At 37.9% G+C, this 20,531-nt stretch carries 13 protein-coding genes, 1 tRNA gene and 1 pseudogene; 11 read left to right on the top strand and 4 right to left on the bottom strand.

Annotated elements, in window-relative coordinates; all coding sequences use genetic code 11:
- Window positions 1-933: 933 nt before the first annotated feature.
- Complete coding sequence (locus ACFIMP_RS08565; protein WP_375686261.1) at window positions 934-1,371, bottom strand: phage tail assembly protein; 438 nt, start codon at window positions 1,369-1,371, stop codon at window positions 934-936.
- An 875-nt stretch (window positions 1,372-2,246) separates the two neighbouring features.
- Between ACFIMP_RS08565 and ACFIMP_RS08570 the strand changes: the two genes are divergently transcribed.
- The 4 genes from ACFIMP_RS08570 to ACFIMP_RS08585 all read left to right on the top strand — a co-directional run bounded on the left by ACFIMP_RS08570 (window position 2,247) and on the right by ACFIMP_RS08585 (window position 8,219).
- Window positions 2,247-3,443, top strand: a complete 1,197-nt coding sequence (locus tag ACFIMP_RS08570) for a multidrug effflux MFS transporter (protein WP_375643657.1) — start codon at window positions 2,247-2,249, stop codon at window positions 3,441-3,443.
- A 262-nt stretch (window positions 3,444-3,705) separates the two neighbouring features.
- Window positions 3,706-4,437, top strand: coding sequence for an alpha/beta fold hydrolase (locus tag ACFIMP_RS08575; protein ID WP_375686262.1), 732 nt, complete (start codon window positions 3,706-3,708; stop codon window positions 4,435-4,437).
- Window positions 4,434-6,608: an isocitrate/isopropylmalate family dehydrogenase gene (locus ACFIMP_RS08580; RefSeq protein WP_375686263.1), complete on the top strand. Its 2,175-nt coding sequence runs from the start codon at window positions 4,434-4,436 to the stop codon at window positions 6,606-6,608. Before ACFIMP_RS08575 ends, ACFIMP_RS08580 begins: the two co-directional genes overlap by 4 nt.
- A gap of 846 nt (window positions 6,609-7,454) precedes the next feature.
- Window positions 7,455-8,219, top strand: a complete 765-nt coding sequence (locus ACFIMP_RS08585; protein ID WP_375613801.1) for an N-acetylmuramoyl-L-alanine amidase — start codon at window positions 7,455-7,457, stop codon at window positions 8,217-8,219.
- 1,250 nt (window positions 8,220-9,469) lie between these two features.
- On the opposite strand, the gene ACFIMP_RS08590 is transcribed toward ACFIMP_RS08585, so the two are convergent.
- Window positions 9,470-10,666, bottom strand: coding sequence for a porin (locus tag ACFIMP_RS08590; RefSeq protein ID WP_375612473.1), 1,197 nt, complete (start codon window positions 10,664-10,666; stop codon window positions 9,470-9,472).
- Window positions 10,667-10,983: 317 nt separating this feature from the next.
- On the opposite strand from ACFIMP_RS08590, the gene ACFIMP_RS08595 reads away from it, so the two are divergent.
- Window positions 10,984-11,074 (top strand) — tRNA-Ser (locus ACFIMP_RS08595).
- A gap of 601 nt (window positions 11,075-11,675) precedes the next feature.
- On the opposite strand, the gene ACFIMP_RS08600 is transcribed toward ACFIMP_RS08595, so the two are convergent.
- Both ACFIMP_RS08600 and ACFIMP_RS08605 read right to left on the bottom strand, forming a co-directional pair.
- Window positions 11,676-12,896 carry an MFS transporter gene (locus tag ACFIMP_RS08600; protein WP_375613794.1) on the bottom strand — a complete coding sequence of 407 codons (1,221 nt, stop codon included), beginning with the start codon at window positions 12,894-12,896 and terminating at the stop codon, window positions 11,676-11,678.
- Window positions 12,893-13,351 (bottom strand): hypothetical protein, encoded by a 459-nt coding sequence (locus ACFIMP_RS08605; RefSeq protein ID WP_375613793.1) that lies wholly within the window; start codon window positions 13,349-13,351, stop codon window positions 12,893-12,895. The genes ACFIMP_RS08600 and ACFIMP_RS08605 overlap by 4 nt, the downstream gene beginning before the upstream one ends.
- Window positions 13,352-14,173: 822 nt before the next feature.
- Here ACFIMP_RS08605 and ACFIMP_RS08610 point away from each other — a divergent pair.
- From ACFIMP_RS08610 to ACFIMP_RS08635, 6 genes and pseudogenes are all read left to right on the top strand, one after another.
- Window positions 14,174-14,445: pseudogene (locus ACFIMP_RS08610) on the top strand (baseplate assembly protein); the annotation flags it as partial.
- 264 nt (window positions 14,446-14,709) lie between these two features.
- Window positions 14,710-15,822 carry a YbfB/YjiJ family MFS transporter gene (locus tag ACFIMP_RS08615; protein ID WP_375686265.1) on the top strand — a complete coding sequence of 371 codons (1,113 nt, stop codon included), beginning with the start codon at window positions 14,710-14,712 and terminating at the stop codon, window positions 15,820-15,822.
- 94 nt (window positions 15,823-15,916) lie between these two features.
- Window positions 15,917-17,578: an FAD/NAD(P)-binding protein gene (locus ACFIMP_RS08620; protein ID WP_375686264.1), complete on the top strand. Its 1,662-nt coding sequence runs from the start codon at window positions 15,917-15,919 to the stop codon at window positions 17,576-17,578.
- A 196-nt stretch (window positions 17,579-17,774) separates the two neighbouring features.
- Entirely contained in the window at window positions 17,775-19,115 is a 1,341-nt protein-coding gene (locus ACFIMP_RS08625) for a hypothetical protein (RefSeq protein WP_375672148.1), read from the top strand.
- Window positions 19,116-19,129: 14 nt separating this feature from the next.
- Complete coding sequence (locus ACFIMP_RS08630) at window positions 19,130-19,339, top strand: 2-hydroxymuconate tautomerase family protein (protein WP_375607418.1); 210 nt, start codon at window positions 19,130-19,132, stop codon at window positions 19,337-19,339.
- Between the two features lie 86 nt (window positions 19,340-19,425).
- The coding region (locus ACFIMP_RS08635; protein WP_375686266.1) for a phage tail sheath family protein at window positions 19,426-20,531 on the top strand (1,106 nt) is incomplete at its 3' end.

The raw sequence follows: 20,531 nt of genomic DNA on the forward strand, positions 1-20,531 counted from the left end.
TCGAATGGTGTGTTTTCAGGAATGCGAGTTTCCATGTTTTATCTCCTTGAATATGCTGGAGATACAATGCCTTTTTGTAAATTATGTTCCAAAAGTGAATAGATATGCGCCAAAAAGGACAGAAAACATCGAAAACAAGACGGTGATCATTACTTAAAATTCTTCTTACATGACTCCAGTCTAGAACTGATAATACCAGTTTATCGAGAATTTTAGTTGATGGGGGGTAAACGGTCTATGGGGTATGGCTCTCTTTTCCCGTTCTGTACTGCAATGTTTAAAAGATTGAATGTCGTTGTGAAGTTTAATCTTTCCCCCTTAGCTTAAAAGTAAGCTCTCTTAATGCTTTTCTTTCAAGTAATGTCCCAGATACTGCTTGAGGAAAACTTTGTAAACGCTTTTCCATCATTGATTATGTTTGAAGGTAAAAAGTAAAATTCTGGAGTCTTTATTTTATTATTCATTTTTTTGTAAAAACAGCGCGTCTTCTAAAATTTTAGTTTTTTATATTGTACTTATAATTAAAAGAATGCTTCAATTATTCAAAATAAATATCAAAAGTATTCAATTCAAAAAGCTATGAGAGATAAAAGAGAAGGAAGAAACATTAGTGTTCTAAGCTGTTTTTCCTTCTCTTATTGCTCTATATCAAAACAATGCTAGAAAAATTTTCTAAGTTCTTTGAGTAAAAACTCCCAAAACCAGAGAGGAAAGTTGAAAAGTTTTGAGACAATGTCCAAAAGTTTCGACCTTCTCTCCAAAGGTTGTTTTTTAGTTTCGCCCGCAGTTTTTTTATACGATGTAAGAGCACTTTGATTTGAGAGATAAATTTGGTTCGATGGACCATCTTGTACTAAGAAAGTGCCTTTTGTAAAGGTCATGCGTTCCACCTTTATGACGTAGGGATTATGAACTGTAATCGGTTCATAGGTGCTACAGGTTTTCACTTTTGCATTTGCAGTTGTTCATGTCTTCTGTTTCAAATGTATTTGTGTAAAGGTTACTTGTGCGTTTTTCGGGTTTACTGTCGATTAAAATACATTCATCCATTATGCTTTTTATGGGTGCATTTACTTTGTTTATAAAGTTTTTGAGATGTTTAGAAAATTGAGTTTCTAAGGATAGGATTTTTATGATTGTATTCATTTTATCAAGTTTTTTTAATACTTTTTTTTTAATTAAAGGCCCGTCAATGTCTTTAATGTTTAAAAAATCACGAACACCAAGTTTACTGATGGCATTATAGGACCACCCTGAAAGACATGCGATCATTTCAATCGATTGCTCGTCGCCTTCTTTGCTCTGTATTGCTTTTAAGTCTTTAAATTTCGGGCGGCGTAAGGTGATTTCTGTGTATGTCTTTCCTTCCACTTTAATAGGTACAAGTAATTGCTACATGGCTCGTTCTGTTATATTCATTACTAGCTTCTCCTTGCTTTCTAAATTAGATGCAGAATGATTTATCAAATTTTTATTATATCATGTTTGTCAATAGCTTAGGCAATAAACTTTGTGCTGGCTATGTAGAATGAAATTCTAACAAAATGGACAAGATGAATTTAGATTTTAGAGCGAGATAGAAGCACAATTTGCTTTATGATATTAGTGGATGATATTAGTGGGCTATTAAGTTTATTTGCTCAATTATTTGTGTTGATAAAGACTTCTCCATGAGCCATTATTATATGCTGTATTGTTACAATAATATTTGCGTGGGGAGTTTTGAGGAAAGGGAGTTTGTGGCTTCTTTTTTCTTTGAGCGTTGTAAACCAATTCTGATAAAAGATGTTGTCGGGAAAGTGATGTTGTTATCATGGAGAGGGATAGAGTTTGGGAGCGTTTTTGTTGATGATATCAATGAAAAAAGCTGATGAAGATAGGGCAACATGAATACAACAAAATGCGCTATTTCGGATTGGGAAATATATCTCTAAAGGGGAGTTTTGATCTTTTAGCTTCTTTTGCGTATAGTTTTAAAATTGCGATTTGCTATGCTTTAAAATTAATTATAAAGTGAAGCACTAAGTGTTTATTTACGTGTTGAGTGTGTGCGTGCGGATCATACACTGGATTTATGTATCAACAAGCTGAATTATTCTCGAATAAAGTAAAAGAATAAAGAAAATTGATTATTTTATTCCCTGTGGATAAAGTTAAAATAGCTTTATATTTATAAATATAAATTATTATTTTTCTATAAACGTAAAATTTAAATATTTTTAAATTTAAGAAATGTGACTTTCCTGATGAAACATAAATATACATTACCATTCATTATACTTATCGTATGTTTATCAACAGGAGGTTTGATTTCTACCGATATTTTTTTACCAGCACTGGGCGATATGCGTCAATATTATCAAGTGACACAATCTCAAATTCAAAGTGCAGTGGCGGTTTTTTTGTTGGCATTGGCACTTGGACAGCTCATTTATGGGCCGCTGAGTGATAATTTTGGGCGTAAAAAAACACTTCTATTGGGCTTATTCTTGTGGTTATTTACGACACTTGGTGTGATTTATACGGTTCATATTCACGCTTTTCTTGTGTTACGTTTTTTGCAAGGTCTTGGTGCTTGTGCGGGACTTGTCTTAAGTCGTGCAATTATCAATGATTTGTTGGATAAAAAAGCGGCTGGAAAACTTTATTTGATTGTTTTCCCTTTTATTGGAATGTCACCAGCGCTTGCACCTTTCATTGGTGGACTTTTGATACAGGCTTTTCATTGGCAGGCAACTTTTATCTTTTTAAGCTTTTTTATATTTTTGACCATTTTGCTATGTTGTTTTGTGCTAAGCGAAACTCTACCCCCTCAAAGGCGGCAGCATTTTTCTCCTATAGGATTGATGAAGGCATATTTAGGTGTTTTCAGAAATAAACAATTTATTTTTTATGCACTTATTCCGTGTTTTTCTTACGCTGCCTATTTTGCTTATATTGTGGAGTCGCCTTTTTTACTCACGACTTTGGGGTTATCACCGATACACATTAGTTATAGCTATATTGGTGTTTCGTTTCCCTATATTCTGGGAAATCTTTTGGCGCGATGGTTTTTTGAACGCGAGTCTATGGAAAAGACTGTGGGCAGAGGGTACATTATTTTTGTGATAGGTGGTGTGCTGTTTGCTTTGCAAATGTATCTAAGCCCATGGCCCCTTGTGACAAGTTTTATGGCTATTGCTGTTCTTACTTTTGGAAATGGTTTTTTATTGCCGTTAGGAACAGCGTTGGCTATTTCATCGCATCCGAAAGCTGCGGGAGCGGCTTCTGGTGTTATGGGATCTTTGCAATTAGGAAGTGCGGCACTCAGTGCAGCGGTTATCGGAAAAATCTCTGGTCATAGCCCACGGGCTATGGCAACTTTGTTAGCTGTGTGTTGTATGATTGGTTTTATCATTTATATTCAAAAAGCGCGTCATTTTATGACTTCAGAAATAAGCTGAGTGAAATGATAAAAAGAAAGCATTATGCGGAAATGCTTTTGATGTTTTACACAAATGGGGCACCTGTACATTAGATGAATTTTTTTTATTAAGTTGCTGGATTGAGTGGGTTTAAAATTTGTTACAAGCTTAGTTTGAGTTTAACAAATCGATTATTATGAGGGGAGAATATGAGCATAGAGTTTCAACATATTTTCATTATATTGCGTAGGAAAAGTTCTGGCTCTAATGCATGTTTAAAAATAAGGGGAGGAATTGATCAATGGGACTTCCTATTATTATTATCTCTCCTGTAATGCCAATTTGGGATGGTGGTGTTTTTTGTTCTCCATTGACAAAGCTATGTTCAACAAAAGGATTCCCTGTCACTCTGCTGGATACGCTTTCTCTTTTTCCTAAGGGTTCTCATGTTCTCAATTATTCTGCTGTAGACATTTTATCTTTTATGGCAGAAAAACTTAAAAGCTATTTTAAAGAGCCCGCAGTGCTTGTGGGATTTTCTATGGCTGGAACATTGGTACAAATATTGGCAGCCCAGCTTCCCAATGTTCAAGCTGTGCTTGCTGTGAATGCACCTGGCTATCCAGATAAGGTTTTGCAACGGCGCCTTGGAGATATTCTTGCCTCCTTAGAAAATAATGATTTATCGGGGGCTTTGGAAATACTCAATGGTTTTATGCATCCTTCTGGCATTATGAAAAAAAGAGTTTTATTGGAGATTCCCGATAAACAAAAAAGCGTGGCAATTGAACGCATGACAAGAGGGTTTAAACTCTTATTAGAAATAGATGCTAGAGATGAAATAGTTAAGTATAAGGGGAAGTTTTTAGCTTTAGTGGGAGAAAAGTCGCAACTTGCAACGGTAGATAATCAGACAAAAAGTCATAATCTGAACCATGAATATAAGCTTATCTCTGGTGCTGGTACGCGTTTGTGGGAGGATAATCCTACTATGACGGATGCAGTCATTGATGAGTGGATGGAGGGACTATGAAAAAGAAAGTTCTTGTCTTACCTGGTGATGGGATAGGCCTAGAGGTTTGTGATGCTGCGTTGATGGTTTTAGAGCAATTTCAATTGCCGATTGAATTGACTTATGGTGATATTGGTTTTGAATGTTGGAAACAGGAAGGAGATTCTGTCCCTCAAGCGACTTGGCAAAAAATTACTCAGAGTGATGCTATTTTACTTGGTGCTGTGACCAATAAAAGAAAAGAAGCGGCTTTAAAAGAACTTGCTCCGCATTTAAAAGAGAAAAACCTTGCCTATGTTGCTCCCGCACTTCAACTTCGCCAAAAGTTAGGTTTGTTTGCAAATATACGTCCTGTAAGATACATCTCTGGTCCGAGAAAACCTTTTCATTTTTGTGTTATCAGAGAAAATAGTGAAGGCCTTTATGCTGGATTGGATTTTCGGGGTATTTCTCCTGAAACAGCCGTTTGGCTAAAACATCCAAATTTGACAAAATATGGGCTTGAGGAAGCTGCGTGGACAGTCCGTTTGCAGACACGCTTTGGTTTAGAGCGGTTATTTGAATACGCTTTTTCTTATGCAAGGAAATATAGCTTTAGGCGAGTTACTTTTGCTGATAAGCCCAATGTTATGCGAGAAAGTGGACAGTTTGCTCAGGAAATTTTTGAGAAGATTGCGCAAAACTATCCGGAAATTGAAGCAGATATTCATAATGTTGATGCGGTTGCTTTGTGGATTGCAACCAAGCCAGAGCGGTTTGGTGTGATTGTTGCTGAAAACATGTTTGGCAATATTCTCTCTGATCTTGGCTCTGGGATAATGGGGGGATTGGGGCTTGCACCTCATGCGAATGTGGGGAGCGAGATTGCTTATTTTGAACCTGTTCATGGAAGCGCACCACGTATTGTTGGACAAAATAAAGCCAATCCTTCTGCGATGCTTTATACCACGGCTTTACTCTTAGAGCATTTAGGCTTTAAAGATGCAGCAAAACAATTATCTGAGAGTGTTGATCAGGTTATTCGTGCTGGAAAAACCGTTACCTATGATCTTGGAGGTGTCGCCTCTACCCGTCAAATGGCTGAAGCTGTTCGCAATTCTCTTATGAATCCTATCTTTGTTTGTCGTGCGGCGATCATTACCGTTGGTGATGAACTCCTTTCAGGACAATATTTGAATACGAATTTACAAGATTTAAGCCAAAGCTTGAACAAGAGAAATATTCAAGTTACACGTCATTTTGTTTGTGCTGATCAATTACAGCAAATCAGTGAGACTGTTGTTTCTTGTCTTGGACAAGAAGATCTTATCATTATCAGTGGGGGATTGGGACCAACATCAGATGATAAAACACGCGATGGAGTTGCTCAAGCTGTAAAGCAGCCTTTGGTACATCATGAAGATGTTTGGCAAACAATAAAAGGTCAATTACAACGATTAGGGATTTTGGTGGATAAGAGTAATGCACGTCAAGCATTGTTTCCTGAGACAGCAACTGTGCTTGATAATCCTACAGGCACAGCACCAGGGTTTTATCTCTCTTGCGATGGAAGTACGCTTGTTGTTTTGCCTGGTCCACCATCACAGGCTCTTGCGCTTTTAGAGAATTATTTAGAACACAATGAGAAGAAATATTCTTCTGTATCGCGTGCAGAGTATGCATGGACTTTGATTGGAATTGATGAAAGTACTATTGCGCAGTGGGTTGATGATCATCTTGAAAATGAACCCTTTGAACGGCATTTTTTATGGAAAAGCCCCTATGTTTTGGTGCAACTGGTTGCTCAATCAGAAGCGCTCTTGGAACAACATTTCGTGGAAGCATTTGAAAATCATTTTCACCCCTATTTAGTTGGGGCAGAAGTTACTACTGCTTGTAAACAATTAGCGATGCATGCAGAGGTTCATTGGTCTGCCAATGATCCGCTGCTTTTAAAATATTTTCAGCCCATAGAAAAAGGTAAACAAGATATTCCACTGCTTGAGGTTGAAGTGAGCCTAGAGCCTTCTTTGGAGACATTAGAAAATCAAGCAGAAAGCCTTGGACATGCTACCATAACTATACGGATGAAAGGTTATGGTGATGATCGTATAACTTTTCCCTATACGCGACCACTTTTAGGTGTCGTCTTACAAGAATATGCAGCTTGGGCTGTCTTAAAAAGATATTTGAAAACGGAGAAGAAAAAATGAAACTCTATGGGGATGTAACAATATTGCTTAAATTATTAAACGTTCTATTATAGGAAGTATTTTGATCCTTTTCTTCAGTGGTTTTTGTCTATAGGGTAATTTTTCTTTTGATGTGTCATTAAATGACTTTGATTGCTTCAAGATTAAGAAAAACTTTACGATATTAGGCTCGCTATATTCAATATTTATAATGATTAATTATGATTATAAATCAAGATGTTATCTTTCATGGAGCCTATGACAAGGAATCCAGAGACGTCATGTGCCGCAAGCGTTGTAGATAATTGAGATTCTTTGTAAATCAAAAAGCGATGGTGTGAAAAGACAAGAAGTCGTGTCATTTACAGGAAAGCTTTGCAAATTTTATTGAACAATATGTCCGTGAAGAGTTTATTGCGAACATGTGCCGTTCTGTTATCTGATAATAAATTGCTGTAAAGAGCTCATAAAATTTTTCCTTTAATTTTTTGTGTGATTGCATGATCGTTGGGTGTTCACTTCCGAGGGGCGATATTTTTCAATTTGATAACAGGAAGAACTATTTTTTCTGTAAGACGTGAAGATTTAAGGAGTGATCATTTTACGCTTTTGTTTTCTTTTTGATTGGTAATTTGTAGGAATTTTTTTGGGGAAAATATTTAATGTGGTTAAAAACATTTTATGCGTGTGTGGGAGAAAAATAAAAATGTGGTCTTAATTGTTGATAAGAGTGTCAATATTTTTGATGAACAAATTTTAGTCGTAATTCTTAGTATCTAGATGGGAAGTTTATTGCATTTTTTAACAGTTCGTATTCTATCTGTTGTGATGCGCAGTGGTTTTTTAAGCAAAAAAGAAAGGGCTTTTATGTATCAGATTGATTACAACAGTTATCGTTCTGTCAAGAGTTTTAGTCGTCGCGTTCATTTTCTCGTTATGCATTATACGGCTATTGATTTTAAAGCCTCGATTATGGCGCTTACAGGAGAAAAGGTTAGTGCACACTATCTTGTTCCTGATCCTTCAGAGCAGACATATCGTGAGGCAGGCTTTAAGGATATGCGTATTTTTAATCTGGTTGATGAAAATGAGCGTGCATGGCATGCGGGTGTGAGTTCATGGGCTGGGCATAGTCATCTCAATGATGCATCTATCGGGATTGAAATCGTTAATTTAGCGACTTATCATGATGGGACGGGTATGTTTCCTCCTTATAATCCAATACAAATTGATGCTGTTAAGGAACTTGCCTTGAATATTCTTCAACGGTATCCCGATATTATGCCAACAGATGTGGTGGGACATAGTGATATTGCCATTGGAAGAAAAAGTGATCCAGGAGCAGCTTTTCCATGGAGAGAACTTTATAGCGCAGGTATAGGAGCATGGTATGATGATGAACTAAAAAGTCATTATCAAGAGCAATTCTCTAAGAATTTGCCACCCAAAGAAGATGTTTTGGCGAAGCTAAAATGTTATGGATATGACATTTCTGCTGCGTGTACCCAAACAGGATACAAAGATTTGATCCGAGCATTTCAACTTCATTTTCGTCAAGAAAATTATGATGGGATTCTAGATGTTGAAACAGCAGCAATTCTTTATGCATTGGTTGATAAGTATTTTCCGTGAATTCAATGCGTTTTAATTGAAAATATGGCTTATGATTACGTGTAAGCCTTTTTATTATCAGGAAAGGCTGCTTTTTGCCAATTGGCTTTATGTAAAAAGGGCATTAATCGTGTAAAAAATCCCCTGTAGGGTATAAGGCGTTTTATGGAAACATAACTCTGAAAGCTCTATGATTTGCAGAGATTAAATTTTATTGTTTCTTTGTCTTATATTTTTCTTCCTTTAAAAACGCATAAAGCCAAGATGTTGTGTATATGATGACATGTTCCTTACGCAGGGTAAAACGCTTCAAATAAAATGGATTTGTATTGTATATTTCCATGCTTGTTTTAAAGAAATGTCTTTTAGTGTGTATCACAACACATATTTTATAGCGACGTTCATAGAGAATATAATCTAAAATCCTCTATGAAGTGTATCCTCATTTTTATGCTTAATAAAAGTGCCTAGCACTATCGTACATTTTGTTAGATCTCAATGTTACGACAACCCTTGGAACTGAAAACGATACATAAAAGGGTTTTCTTTACTCGTTTTTATTCACACGGCTCTCTCCGCTTGTCGTGTACAAGTGAAAGGTTTTGGTTGATTGAAACATGCAAAATTATAAATTATGATTATAAATCAAAGTGATGCAGATTCAAGAAAAATAGGGGCATTTACAGATTGCTACTGATAGGGGGGCTATTCTTTAGAAGGGGAAGAGGTCAATTCATTTTTTTGAAGATATATCTCTTTTCTCTTTTATTGCTTTAGGGGATGTTTGCATCGTTTTGACAGCATGTTTCTTAATGATTAAGTTTTTTAATGAAGCAGTGTTATAAAACGTTGTGTTTTAGAGTGTTGATAGAAGACACATTCAGGCATATCAAAAACACAATGATGTCTTGTTTTTTCAATATTTTATCTGTTCAGTGTAGAATTTATTTGAGAAGATCATGACCTAAATTAACAAAGGTTAGAAGTAAATTATCAAGAAAGACCAATTTGGTCATAAAGCAAAGGAGTTATTCATGCTTTAAAGGGCAAGGAAGAGATTGTGTTTGAAGTGATGTGTAAACGCCCGTGTGAGGTGCTCTTATCAAGCATATCAGGTTAATCTTCTAAGAGTAGTTTTATGAAACTAAGGCGGTTTTTTTTCGAGAGACAAGACAATACGTATCAGGAAAAGATATTCATGATATTTGATTTCAAAAATAAAAACTGGCAAACCATGTTGCCAGTTTTTAAAAGCTGTAGCTTAAATAGGATTAGAATGAACGCTGTAAACGGATCATACCTTGAAAAGCACTTTTCTTATTGAATAAATGTTTTTCATCATTATTTTTATCCGTCACAACGCGATCATCGTTCCAAGAAACATAGGTTAATTCAGGTGTAATCACAAATCCTGGAACCAGCGTGTATGTAATATTTACAGAAGTTGCAAAGGTTTTTACAGCACTATAAGAAACTTGAGCATTCAAATTTGCTTTTGGAGTAAGCTTGTAAGTGGCACCCGCCCAAGCAGCCCATTTACCACCCCAGTTTGCATAAATTGTTGTGCTTTTTCGTGATAACTCATCATTTGCATTTACTGTGTAGTAATCAAGTCCATTTTTATAGCCAGCCATTACCCATAGATTGAAACGATCGTTGACATTGAAATCTGCACGTACTTTTCCAGCCCACTTTTTGTAGTAAGCATCATATGCTGCAACTGCTGAAAAACCACCCCATTTTTGCATGAACTTTATACCCAAAACCACATTCGGGGTGTAATTTTTAATTGCTTTACTTGGAAGAGTGCCCTCAGTGATAGAAACAAGCTTATCATCTTTATCAATGTAGTATCCTGTTATTCCTGGAAGAGAATCTGCATTATTGCCTAATTCAGCGCCGATAATAGCAGAAAAGCCGGAGTCACCACTAAAGGTGTAGGAAATAAAATTGGTGCGTGTTGTGCCGGCAGGCGCTATGCTGTCATCATTGAGAACATTTCCATAATCACCAGTCCAGCTGTTGAAAATTGTGTCATCAAGACCTACGCGAAAACCACCCAGTTCAATGTAAGCCGCGGCAAGCTTTGCAGCAGCGTTGTCTCTACCATCACCCCAGTTTGAATAAATTCTTGCATATGAACGAAGTGTTCCCATTTCTGTTTCAGAAGCTGCTTGAAAAACAAGGGTGAGCCGTGATGCTGCGCCATAGGTTTTTCTTTTGTTTCTTAGTTCAGTTTCGGTTGTTGCATCGATATTATCACCGCCTATAAAATCAGTACGAACATTTCCTGATAAACGCATGCAGGTTTCTGTTCCAGGGATATAAAAATATCCTTTTCCATAGGCATCACAAACGCGAATATATTCTACAGGTTCGGGTTCGGCGATAACTGTTGAAGCAGCATGTGCTCCAGAAATTGCTAAAAAAGCTGCTGTAGAGCTTAAAAAGAGGGATTTAATATTCATATGGGATCTCCGAGGTCCGGTTAAATTTCTTCTAAAGAGTACCATTTGCCTAACGCATTAAGGACAAAGACATAAGTAAAATACGCAGCACTTGTTATCTTAGCTATAACTAATCTTTTTAGAGTTTCAAATATGAAATTACCTTTTTGTAATATATACATGTACTATTCGAGATGCTGTGGTAAAAAAGACACAATTTTTGTTTTATTAACTTTTGCTCCTTATGGGATCAATAAAGGAAAAAAATTTTCAGATATTTGGGAAAAAAATCGAAAATGTCTTGAACTTTCTGTTGATACCATTTATGCCTCTCTGTTGGAGAGGTGGCCGAGTGGTCGAAGGCGCTCCCCTGCTAAGGGAGTAGGGCTCAAAAGGCTCTCGAGAGTTCGAATCTCTTCCTCTCCGCCATCTATTGTTATAAAAGCAGTTGACTGTGTATCGGAATTCTGTTTATCCCGTTGGGATTATACCTCTCATATAAAAAGCATGTTCTAAACACAAATATACTTGTGTTGCCGATTTATGCACTTGTTTTAAAGAGATATCTTTGCAATGTGTATAAGCCCATTTTGCGACGCCACCTCGTAAATGGTATAAAACACAAAAGTTTCTGTGAGACATATAAAGCCTTATAAAGCCACATCATTTGTATACTTATGAAGATGCAAAGAGGCATATTATATATCTGCTTATATATCTGCCTTCCTGTTGTTATAGATTTTGACTATGAGAGTTCATAAAAGGCATTTTTCCTTTCTAAATCGTTTTTATTTATACGGCTTTCTTTGCTTATGATGTGCAAGCAAATGATTTTGATTGTTTCAACCATAAAGCAGATTTGAAAAGAAAGAATCTTACAATATTCGCGTTTGGTATATTATCATTATAAATCAACGTGTTGCTTTATATTGGCATTGTATATTGAAAGTTGGATGTGGCAATGCTCTCAAAAAAGTTATAGATTTCTTGTAGAAGAAAACATTGTGGGTGAAATGTTATGCTTTTCCTCTCATAGAGACTTTTGAGAGTGTTTCATCCATCTCATGACAACCAAACCACACATGAAAAAAGTAATGGTCGGTAATATTAGGTAGTAAGATGGAGAAACTTTTGCAGGAAGAAAAGAAATAATACTCAATACTGTAATTGAAAATATTCTTCCGCTAAAAGAGACAGCACCAACAACACCGGAAATATGCTGCGTTTGTTTTTGGTTAAGTTCTGAGAAAAATAAGCTTTTTGCGCCGATCGGTACAGTGCAAATAAATCCATGGATTAAAGAGAAGGCGATGACTGATGCAGCCGTTTGATGGCTATGAACTGAAAAATAGAGCGCTATGCACATCAGCGCAGAAAAGAAGGAAAAATATTTTATAGAATTCTTATATTTTTTATCAAGAACATGATACTTAGACATCAGTAAATTTGAAAAATATTGTGCTGAAAAGGCTCCAATATGGCAGCACATCAAGACGAGCATTTGCGAACCGTTGAGGTGATGAATTTTTCCCCCTAAAAGTATTATTGGTTGCCAGAAATGATAAATAATCTGAATACCAGCGCTAAAAAGGCACATGAGGAAAATAAACCATGCTCCTCCTACTGTATTTTGAAATATCCAGAGCGTTTCCTTGGCATTGTGCAAGATTGTTTTTGTTTTGGACGTTTCAATTGTCGTTTTCTTTTCTTCAGGAACAATAAGGAATATCAAAAAAATAAATCCCATCATGAGGCATGAGATGATATATCCCATAAAATATCGTCCAGAGTAATAGATCGTTCCAATTCCTACAATCCCACTGAGAATACTTCCAAAAGAGTTAACCTGGTGGTAGAGATGAGCATAATGCGAAAAGTGATCCTGTTTATCGCCTAGAGAATGGTAAATCCATCCGTCAATGGCGCTGACAATGATGCAAATGCCTGCTGCATAGAGAATTTGCGCAATAATAAGTGCTGTCATATTGGGAGCTTGAAGGCATAGAAGATAAAATACTCCTGTCATAAAGACCCCAGCCATAACGGAATATTTATGCCGATATCTGTCAGATAAAACAGCGCAGGGAAAATCAAGCAGCAGAATGGTGGTGGAAAAGACAACCTGAAGCAGAGCTAATTGCGCCAGACTCACTCCCATGGACATTAAAAAAATCGCATGGTAAACGCCGATCAGCATGCGGACAGCATTATAGGAGCCATAGGTGAGAGCAAGGGTGCGTGCTCTGTTCATTGTGTTGTTCCATAGATTGTACAATAAGAATTCTCATTGAAAAGAATATTTTTCTGTGAAAAGGTAGCGGTTTCATATCCCCATTCAGGGATTAGTGGAAAGAAGGCTTCCATAACCATCCCAAAATTTAAAAGGTCCCTTAGTCCATATGGGACTTCAAAGCGTATTAATGAGAGCAAATGATGCAATTGTAAAGTGATTATGAGAAGCAACATAAGCCTCATAAATGAGATTGTTATTTTTTGAGGGGAGTTGCTTCCGTAGCAATCATTTTGTCTAGATCTGTAAAATGATCCTAGGACGGCAAGATCATTGACATAATTAGAACTTATAGAGGCTTGTTTATTTTTTATATACCATTTACTGATCCATTCTCTTTGCTGATCAGGTGAAATAGCACAAATGATCCATAAATCGGTTTTTGGTAATTTTTTGATATCTTTTTTTATAGTCATCAACATTTGTAATCCCCCCTTTCTTTCTGACTGTTTCTCCGTATCACTTTACGTCTAAAAAAGTTTTTTTCAGAATTCATCTTTACTTTATTTATTAAAAATTTATTAAAAAGATTGTCTCGCAAGGTGCTTTTTAATCACGTCATTACGATTAAGAATTAAATTTCTGATATAAGAGGAAGGGTGCATGATACATTGTGACTAAATACATAAATCCCTCCGTATCCTGAAATGACGATTTCCTTTTGCAAAACAGTATCTTGAATGGAAGCTCGATAACCGTTACGTTGATTATGGAAATGATACCCTAAAAGAGTGCTTATGAGTGCTTGAAGATATTCTTTAGATATTACAGATAGGACAAGAAAATAGTTTAAAAAAATCAAACGTGGGATAAAAGCTTTCATCTTATGATGGGTAATGGTGAATTTTAAACTTCATCTACTGTTTTTTTGAGCTACTGTGCTGTAAGTGAGCTACTGTGCTGTAAGAAAGATCAAACTCCCCCAATTCATGTCTCTAATTTAGATCATTTTTAGATCATTGATCATAAAACATTATATACTGTCTTTTCAAATTATAACTTTGCTCATTGCTTGTCTTCACTGATTAAATCAACATTTCTCTAAAAATGCCGCTTGAGAAAAATGCATCCTATCAGTTTAATATTCTATGATCTTTTAATTAATTTAAAGAAGATAACATAAAATATACGATAAAAAATGAATAAATTTCAATTTTTATAAAAAAACAAACTTTTTACTGCTGCTGATAAAAAACAAAGCTATATTAAAAGTAGCCTTTATACCCTTCAATACTATTGATTTTTGGTTGTTACCGGATGAAGGTTCCTTTGTTTTGGAAAGAGCAGAGCAGAATTTAAGAGCAGAATGGGCGCGTGCGCAAAAGCTTGTCCTTAATCTCTCTTTAAGTTGGATACCAAGCCGCTTGATGGTTGAGGGTGTTCACCATGTGAACATAACGCAACCTTGTGAGGGTATTTTAATCATACCTGATGAAGCAGAGCTTTAGGGGATATTGTCTTGTTTGAACTGGGGCGTGCTGATTATTTTTCTGAAAAAGAAGCTTTGTAGGGAGAAGATCATACATGGAGCAGGGCGTAAAACGATGAAATGCATATAACTGATCCAGTAATGTTGACAATAATCGCTCAATATGTTCCTCTGGTTGTTCAAACAAATGGCTAGATTGGCTTTTATTCTCTGAGATAAGTGCTACCCTCGATGAGATAGAATGCGGATGAGCGAATTATTCGTTAAGGGATTAGAGTAATGGGGGGAAAAAATAATCGTCAAGATTTGAGTTATTTCAAAATCGCTGTATTCGGTATGATTATTATGATTTTGGGGATGGGGATTGGGCGATTTTTCTATACGCCGGTATTTCCAGTTATGTTGGGTGAAGGATTGTTTACCTTTAAGCAACTTTCTTATATAGCTAGCGCTAATTATGCCGGTTATTTAGTTGGGAGTATGTTTTTTTCGTTTTGCAGAGTTGGGAATATATCCCGTGCTTCCTACATGCTATTTGGTGCAGCTATAGTGACGAGTGCACTTATTTTTGCCATGGCGTTAACAACAAACTTTTACTTGGTCTTCTTTATCCGCTTTGCTGCCGGTATCGCGAGTGCAGCAATGATGATTTTTGGTTCTATGACAGTTATGCAGCATAGTCACAAGCTGTGGGTTATTGCTTCGCTCTATGCAGGTGTGGGAGTTGGTATTCTACTGGGTAATGAGTATGTTATTATTGGTTTGAGTAAATCGCTGAACGCGAAAAATATTTGGTTTGGAGCTGGTTTTATATCTGTTGTATTGTTGCTTTTGTTGTTTATTTTATTTCCACGTCGTGTTGATGCGTCTCAATTTGCTATTAATGAGTCATTGGCACACGAAAATATCGTTTGGTGGGAACTCGCTCTGATTTATGGGCTTGCTGGGTTTGGTTATATTATTGTCGCGACATATCTTCCTCTGATGGCGAAAACATTTAATTTCCCACTACTCGCTAACCACTTATGGTCGTTTGTCGGAATAGCCATTGTTCCTAGTTGTTTCATTTGGTTATGGGGAGCCCATCGGTGGGGGGTATTACGTTGTCTGATGCTCAATTTGCTTATCCAAGGAGGATGCGTATTACTGACATTATTCAGCCAGTCTCTTGTACTGATCGTTCTTAGTTGCATAGGGTTTGGATTTACTTTTATGGGGACGACCTCTCTAGTTATGCCGTTAGCTAAGCGTTTGTATGCGCCGTATGGCATAAATCTGCTAGGCTTGGCTACCTTAACTTACGGTTTTGGCCAAATATTAGGACCTCTCTTGACGAGTTTTTTACAGTTTGGTTCACATGCCATTGCGCTTTCCGTTATCTGTGGTGCTGTAGCGCTTTTTGCTGCTGCTGGAATCTGTCAATATTGTCTTTGTAAAAAGGTCGTTGGCGTTTCATAAACCCGCAATCTTCACTAAAAAGTCAGAGAATTTATTCCATTCTTTTTGAAACATTTTGTGAAAGTCAAATTATTCTAATAGGGGAGATTACAGAATGCTTCACTCTACAGTCGCTATTTTGGGCGTTGGTCCTCGTGGGATCAGTATTCTCGAACGCTTGCTCACACTTTATTCCCATTATCCATTTTCTGGGAACATTGATATTTTATTGATTGATCCCAATGAGATGGGAACCGGTACCCATAGTGTGCATCAGCCAGATCATTTATTGGTTAACACTGTCGCTTGCCAGATTACTTTATTTGGTGATGATACAGTTAAGGGTGTCGGGCCTATTCGTAAAGGGCCGAATTTCTATCAATGGGCTATTCAACAAGGTTATCGTAATATTAACGGTGTTTTTTCTCGTACAGAGCATAATATTGGGAGAGAAATCAAAGAAAATGATTATTTATCACGTCGTTTGTTAGGGGAATACCTGTCTTGGGCTTACCAAGAGCTCACGCAAGATTTACCTTCCGGTATTCGTATTAAGGAGATCCGACAAAAGGTTATCAATCTCCATATCCACCAAGATCATAAAACGGATGTTCTTTTGGAAGATGGCTGTCATTATAGTGTAGATTTTGTTTATATGACCACGGGTCACGGTAAGAATATATATTCATCGCATGATGAAAGCCTGCAACAGTTTGTGGCTGGTCACCAAATGAAAAACGCTCTTCTGAACTATTATTCGAATCCTTATCCAATTGAAAAGTTGGACTCTATACCATCTCAGTCTCGTGTGCTGGTGCAGGGAATTGGATTAACTAGCTATGATGTCTTGTCGCAATTGACTTACGGTCGCGGTGGGACTTTTACTGAAAATGCTGGACAATTGCGCTACATGCCAAGCGGCAAAGAACCGAAGATAGCTCTATTCTCCCGTCAAACATTGCCTTTTAGTAGTCGCGGGATTAATCAAAAGGGTGGTAGTGGGCAATACATACCATCATTCCTTACTCTCGATGCAATACATCATCTGCGTAAGCAATCCAGCATTGCTAACGGTTCTCCGAAGCTGGATTTCGAAACGCAGCTTTTACCTCTGTTGCTTAAAGAAATGTGTTATGTCTATCGAAGTACGCAGCTGGGGCACTGGCTAGACCCTGAAACCTATGTTGTTACTTCCAAAGACGAGCAGTGTATTCAAGCGTTGCTGTATCCTTATCGAAATAAAATATTTGCTTCTTTGAAGGATTATACAAGATTCTTCATGGAGCATTTGAAGGACGATCTTCATTCTTCCGCTGCAGGTAATGTTGATGGCCCAGTGAAAGCTGCTACAGATGTGCTACGAGATGTCCGTGATATCTTACGTTCAGCAATTGATTTTTGCGGGTTAACGTCTTCATCTCACAAGTACTTTATTGAATATTTTAATCCAAACTTTAACCGTATTTCTGTCGGCCCACCGATGCAGCGAAACCAAGAGTTGAAGGCTCTGATGGAGGCTGGTATCGTGACTTTGGCTGGCGGACCTTCACCTAAACTTGTTCTCAATGCTAGTACCAGCCGTTTCGAAATTCAGTCTGTTTTTCAAGATGAAAACAGTTCAGTTGATGGAGATGTGCTGATCAAGGCCAAGATTGATAGTTTTTCTCCGTTGCGTGATGAGTCCCCTTTTATCCAGAATTTGGCTGGTCAGGGCATCATTCGACCATTTATCAACCAAGGATATCATCCTGGTGGTATTGATATTGACCGTCGGTAGCATCCTATAGACACTAAAGGGCAAATACAAAATACATTATGGGTGGTCGGTAATCCAGTAGAGGGGCCCAATTTTTATACATATATTTTGCCTAGGCCTTTAGTTAATTCTCGTGCACTGCGGGATGCAGGGCGCTGTGTCACTGACATGTACGAGCAGCTTCTTAATCGCTACTCAGTCAAAGATTCAACAATTAATGTACATTGATGATGTAAAAAGCTTCCTGATACGCATGTCCTCCGTATCCGTTATAATGGCGATGCTGATGCTATTCATTTTTCTTATGTCTATCTCAATAAGAACTTGGTTTCTTATTCCATTGGCTGGAGTGACTGTTTTCGGTTATTTGCTTTTGACGATACCATACTGGTGGTTGAAGGGGAATGCACGCAGTGGTGTGTTCATCCTGTTGGCTTGTGCTTTAGTGCTGATATGGCGTTGGCACTTGCCTGATGTTCGTACTGTGCTTGTGCGTTTTACTGATGTCTTTTGGCTATTACTCGCCATGGGATTGTTGCGCCATGTGATGAATACATGGCGTATTTCAGAATTTCTCTCTGAACGGTTGATGCGCTATGGAAAGGGTTCGCTTACCCTGTCCATCGCGATACTGACTGCGTTTTTAGCTTGGCCGATGAGTTTGGGGGTTATCCCCCTAATGATTGATGCCTTGAAAAAAAGTGTTTTTCCCTCTCGCCATTTGGCCGCTATTGTGATGCGAATGATGAGCATCACGATGGTACTGATGCCGACCAGCATCGGTGCAGCAACAGTTTTCGCTGCTATGCCTAGAACACCAATATTCACATCCGCTGCTTTGGGGATACCACTTTTTCTATTCAGTCTGTTGTTGTTGTGCCTTTCTCCTGTTATACCGCTAGCTAACCCGATTATTTGCGATGAGAGAAGAGCGAATAAAGAAGGAGAGAGAGTAAGAATTTGGATTTTTTTGATATTTTTCTGGCTAATATTTATCGTTGCGTTGACAGTTATTAGGTTGAATGCACTAGAAAGCATTGCATTGACGGCGAGCATTCTATACCTCATTGAGCGTGGGAGTTCACGCAGTATTGATTTTTTGACTCCTTTGGTGGCAGTGATACGCAGTATATCCAGTGAAATTATGTTGTTGCTAGGTTGTAGTCTGCTAATATCTACTTGTGATTTGCTTATTCCTTTGTTGCCGGTGACGTTTAGTCACTCATTGGCATCACTCTCTGTTTGGCAGCGTTATGCCTGTATTCTCTTTGTATTGCCAATTTTCAGTGTAGTAGGAATTCACCCTATGGTGCTATTTAGTTTGGCATTTCCCTTACTAGGGTCATCGATGGCTTATGGGGTTACGGATTATTTGGTTTGGATTTGCTTCTTTATTGCAGCTCAACTCCTTTCTCCTGTATCAATAAATGCTATTTTTGCTTCCAGTAGCCTGCATATTTCACCGGTGGATACGAGCTTTAAAATGCATAGTTATTATGTATTAATATTTAATCTTTTTGCGTTCATTTATTTGAGCTTTTTTATTCAATATTTGTAAATTGTGGAGATCTTATGCCTTACATAAATATTAAAATTACTAATGAAGGGGTTACCTCTGAACAGAAACGGCAACTAATAGAAGGGGCAACTCAATTATTAGTTAATATTCTGAATAAAAATCCGAAAACGACTGTTGTCGTGATTGATGAAGTGGAGACAGACAATTGGGGTATTGGTGGTGTCCCCATTACAGAATTAAGAAAAGCTCAAAATAAAGAATAACTTTGTGTATTTGACAATAATTTAAGGTCAATAGGGTTAATCAATGTAAAAAATCCCGTCCTTTAGCAACATTTGATCAGACCGCCATTGGGGCGGTTGTTACAGCCCCTGATGCTGACAACCAAGTTTTTCCCCTTAACGAGCCTGTGTTGGTCTTCACCCATGATACAGAAAAAATCCAAAAGCTTGGGCGAAGGGGAACGGCTCTTGATGTGATTAACGCCGTGTGTGCGCAGGGGATTGAGGCACAAATTATCCTTGTGCGTGTGGAAGAAAAGTCAACCATTGCTGAGACACAAACCGAAATGGTGGGATCCAATACTCACTTGACCGGTGTGCATGCCTTAGCGCATGCGCGGGGGCATTTGGGTGTGGAACCTGGAATTCTCTTAGCACCGGCTTATAGTGCAGGGCGGATTGACAATGGCAAAAACCCCGTGGCGGATGCCTTGGAACAGGTTGCAGAAAAGCTACAAGCCATTGCCGTGTTTGATACGGGTGGTAAAAACACGCAAGAAAGTCTTGCCTATCGCGCAGATTTTTCCTCACGCTTTTGTTATTTGATTGATCCCTTTGTACGGGTGGCAAATTCTGATGGAGGTGTTAGTGTTAAACCGGCAAGTCCTTTTGCAGCAGCCATGTTTATCAAACGGGACAAGCAAAGGGGTGGTGTTTTTTGGTCTCCTTCCAACCAAGATGTGCATGGCATTTTAGGGACAGCACGCCCCATTAGCTATTTTGATGGGGAAATTGATCATGAGGCAAATCGCCTTAACCAAGCCGATATTGCGACCTTTATTCCAGCACGGCTTAGCCAAAATGCGCAGGGAGAAGTAGCTTCCAATGGGCGCATTTTATGGGGCAACCATACCACCTCCAGTGATCCGCTTTGGCGTTTTGTCAATGTGGTGCGCACCCGTGCAGCTTTGGAAAAAACCATCATTAACAATTTGCGCCCTTGGGCGAATGATGAAAACCTTACTGGCCAACATGTTATTGCCATTACCCGCAGCCTTACACAGTTTCTTGATGATATGATTGCGCGTGGTGCGCTTTTGGGTGGGCGGGTTTGGTTTGACCGCGATTTAAATTCAAACAGCACTTTACAACTGGGGAAATTGCGGGTGGAATTTGATGCAGAAGAAGTGCCACCTTTAGAAGATTTGAGTTTCGGCAGCCGGCGCAATAGCGC

Source organism: Bartonella sp. AP65SXKL, assembly GCF_042195725.1.
Lineage (GTDB): Bacteria > Pseudomonadota > Alphaproteobacteria > Rhizobiales > Rhizobiaceae > Bartonella.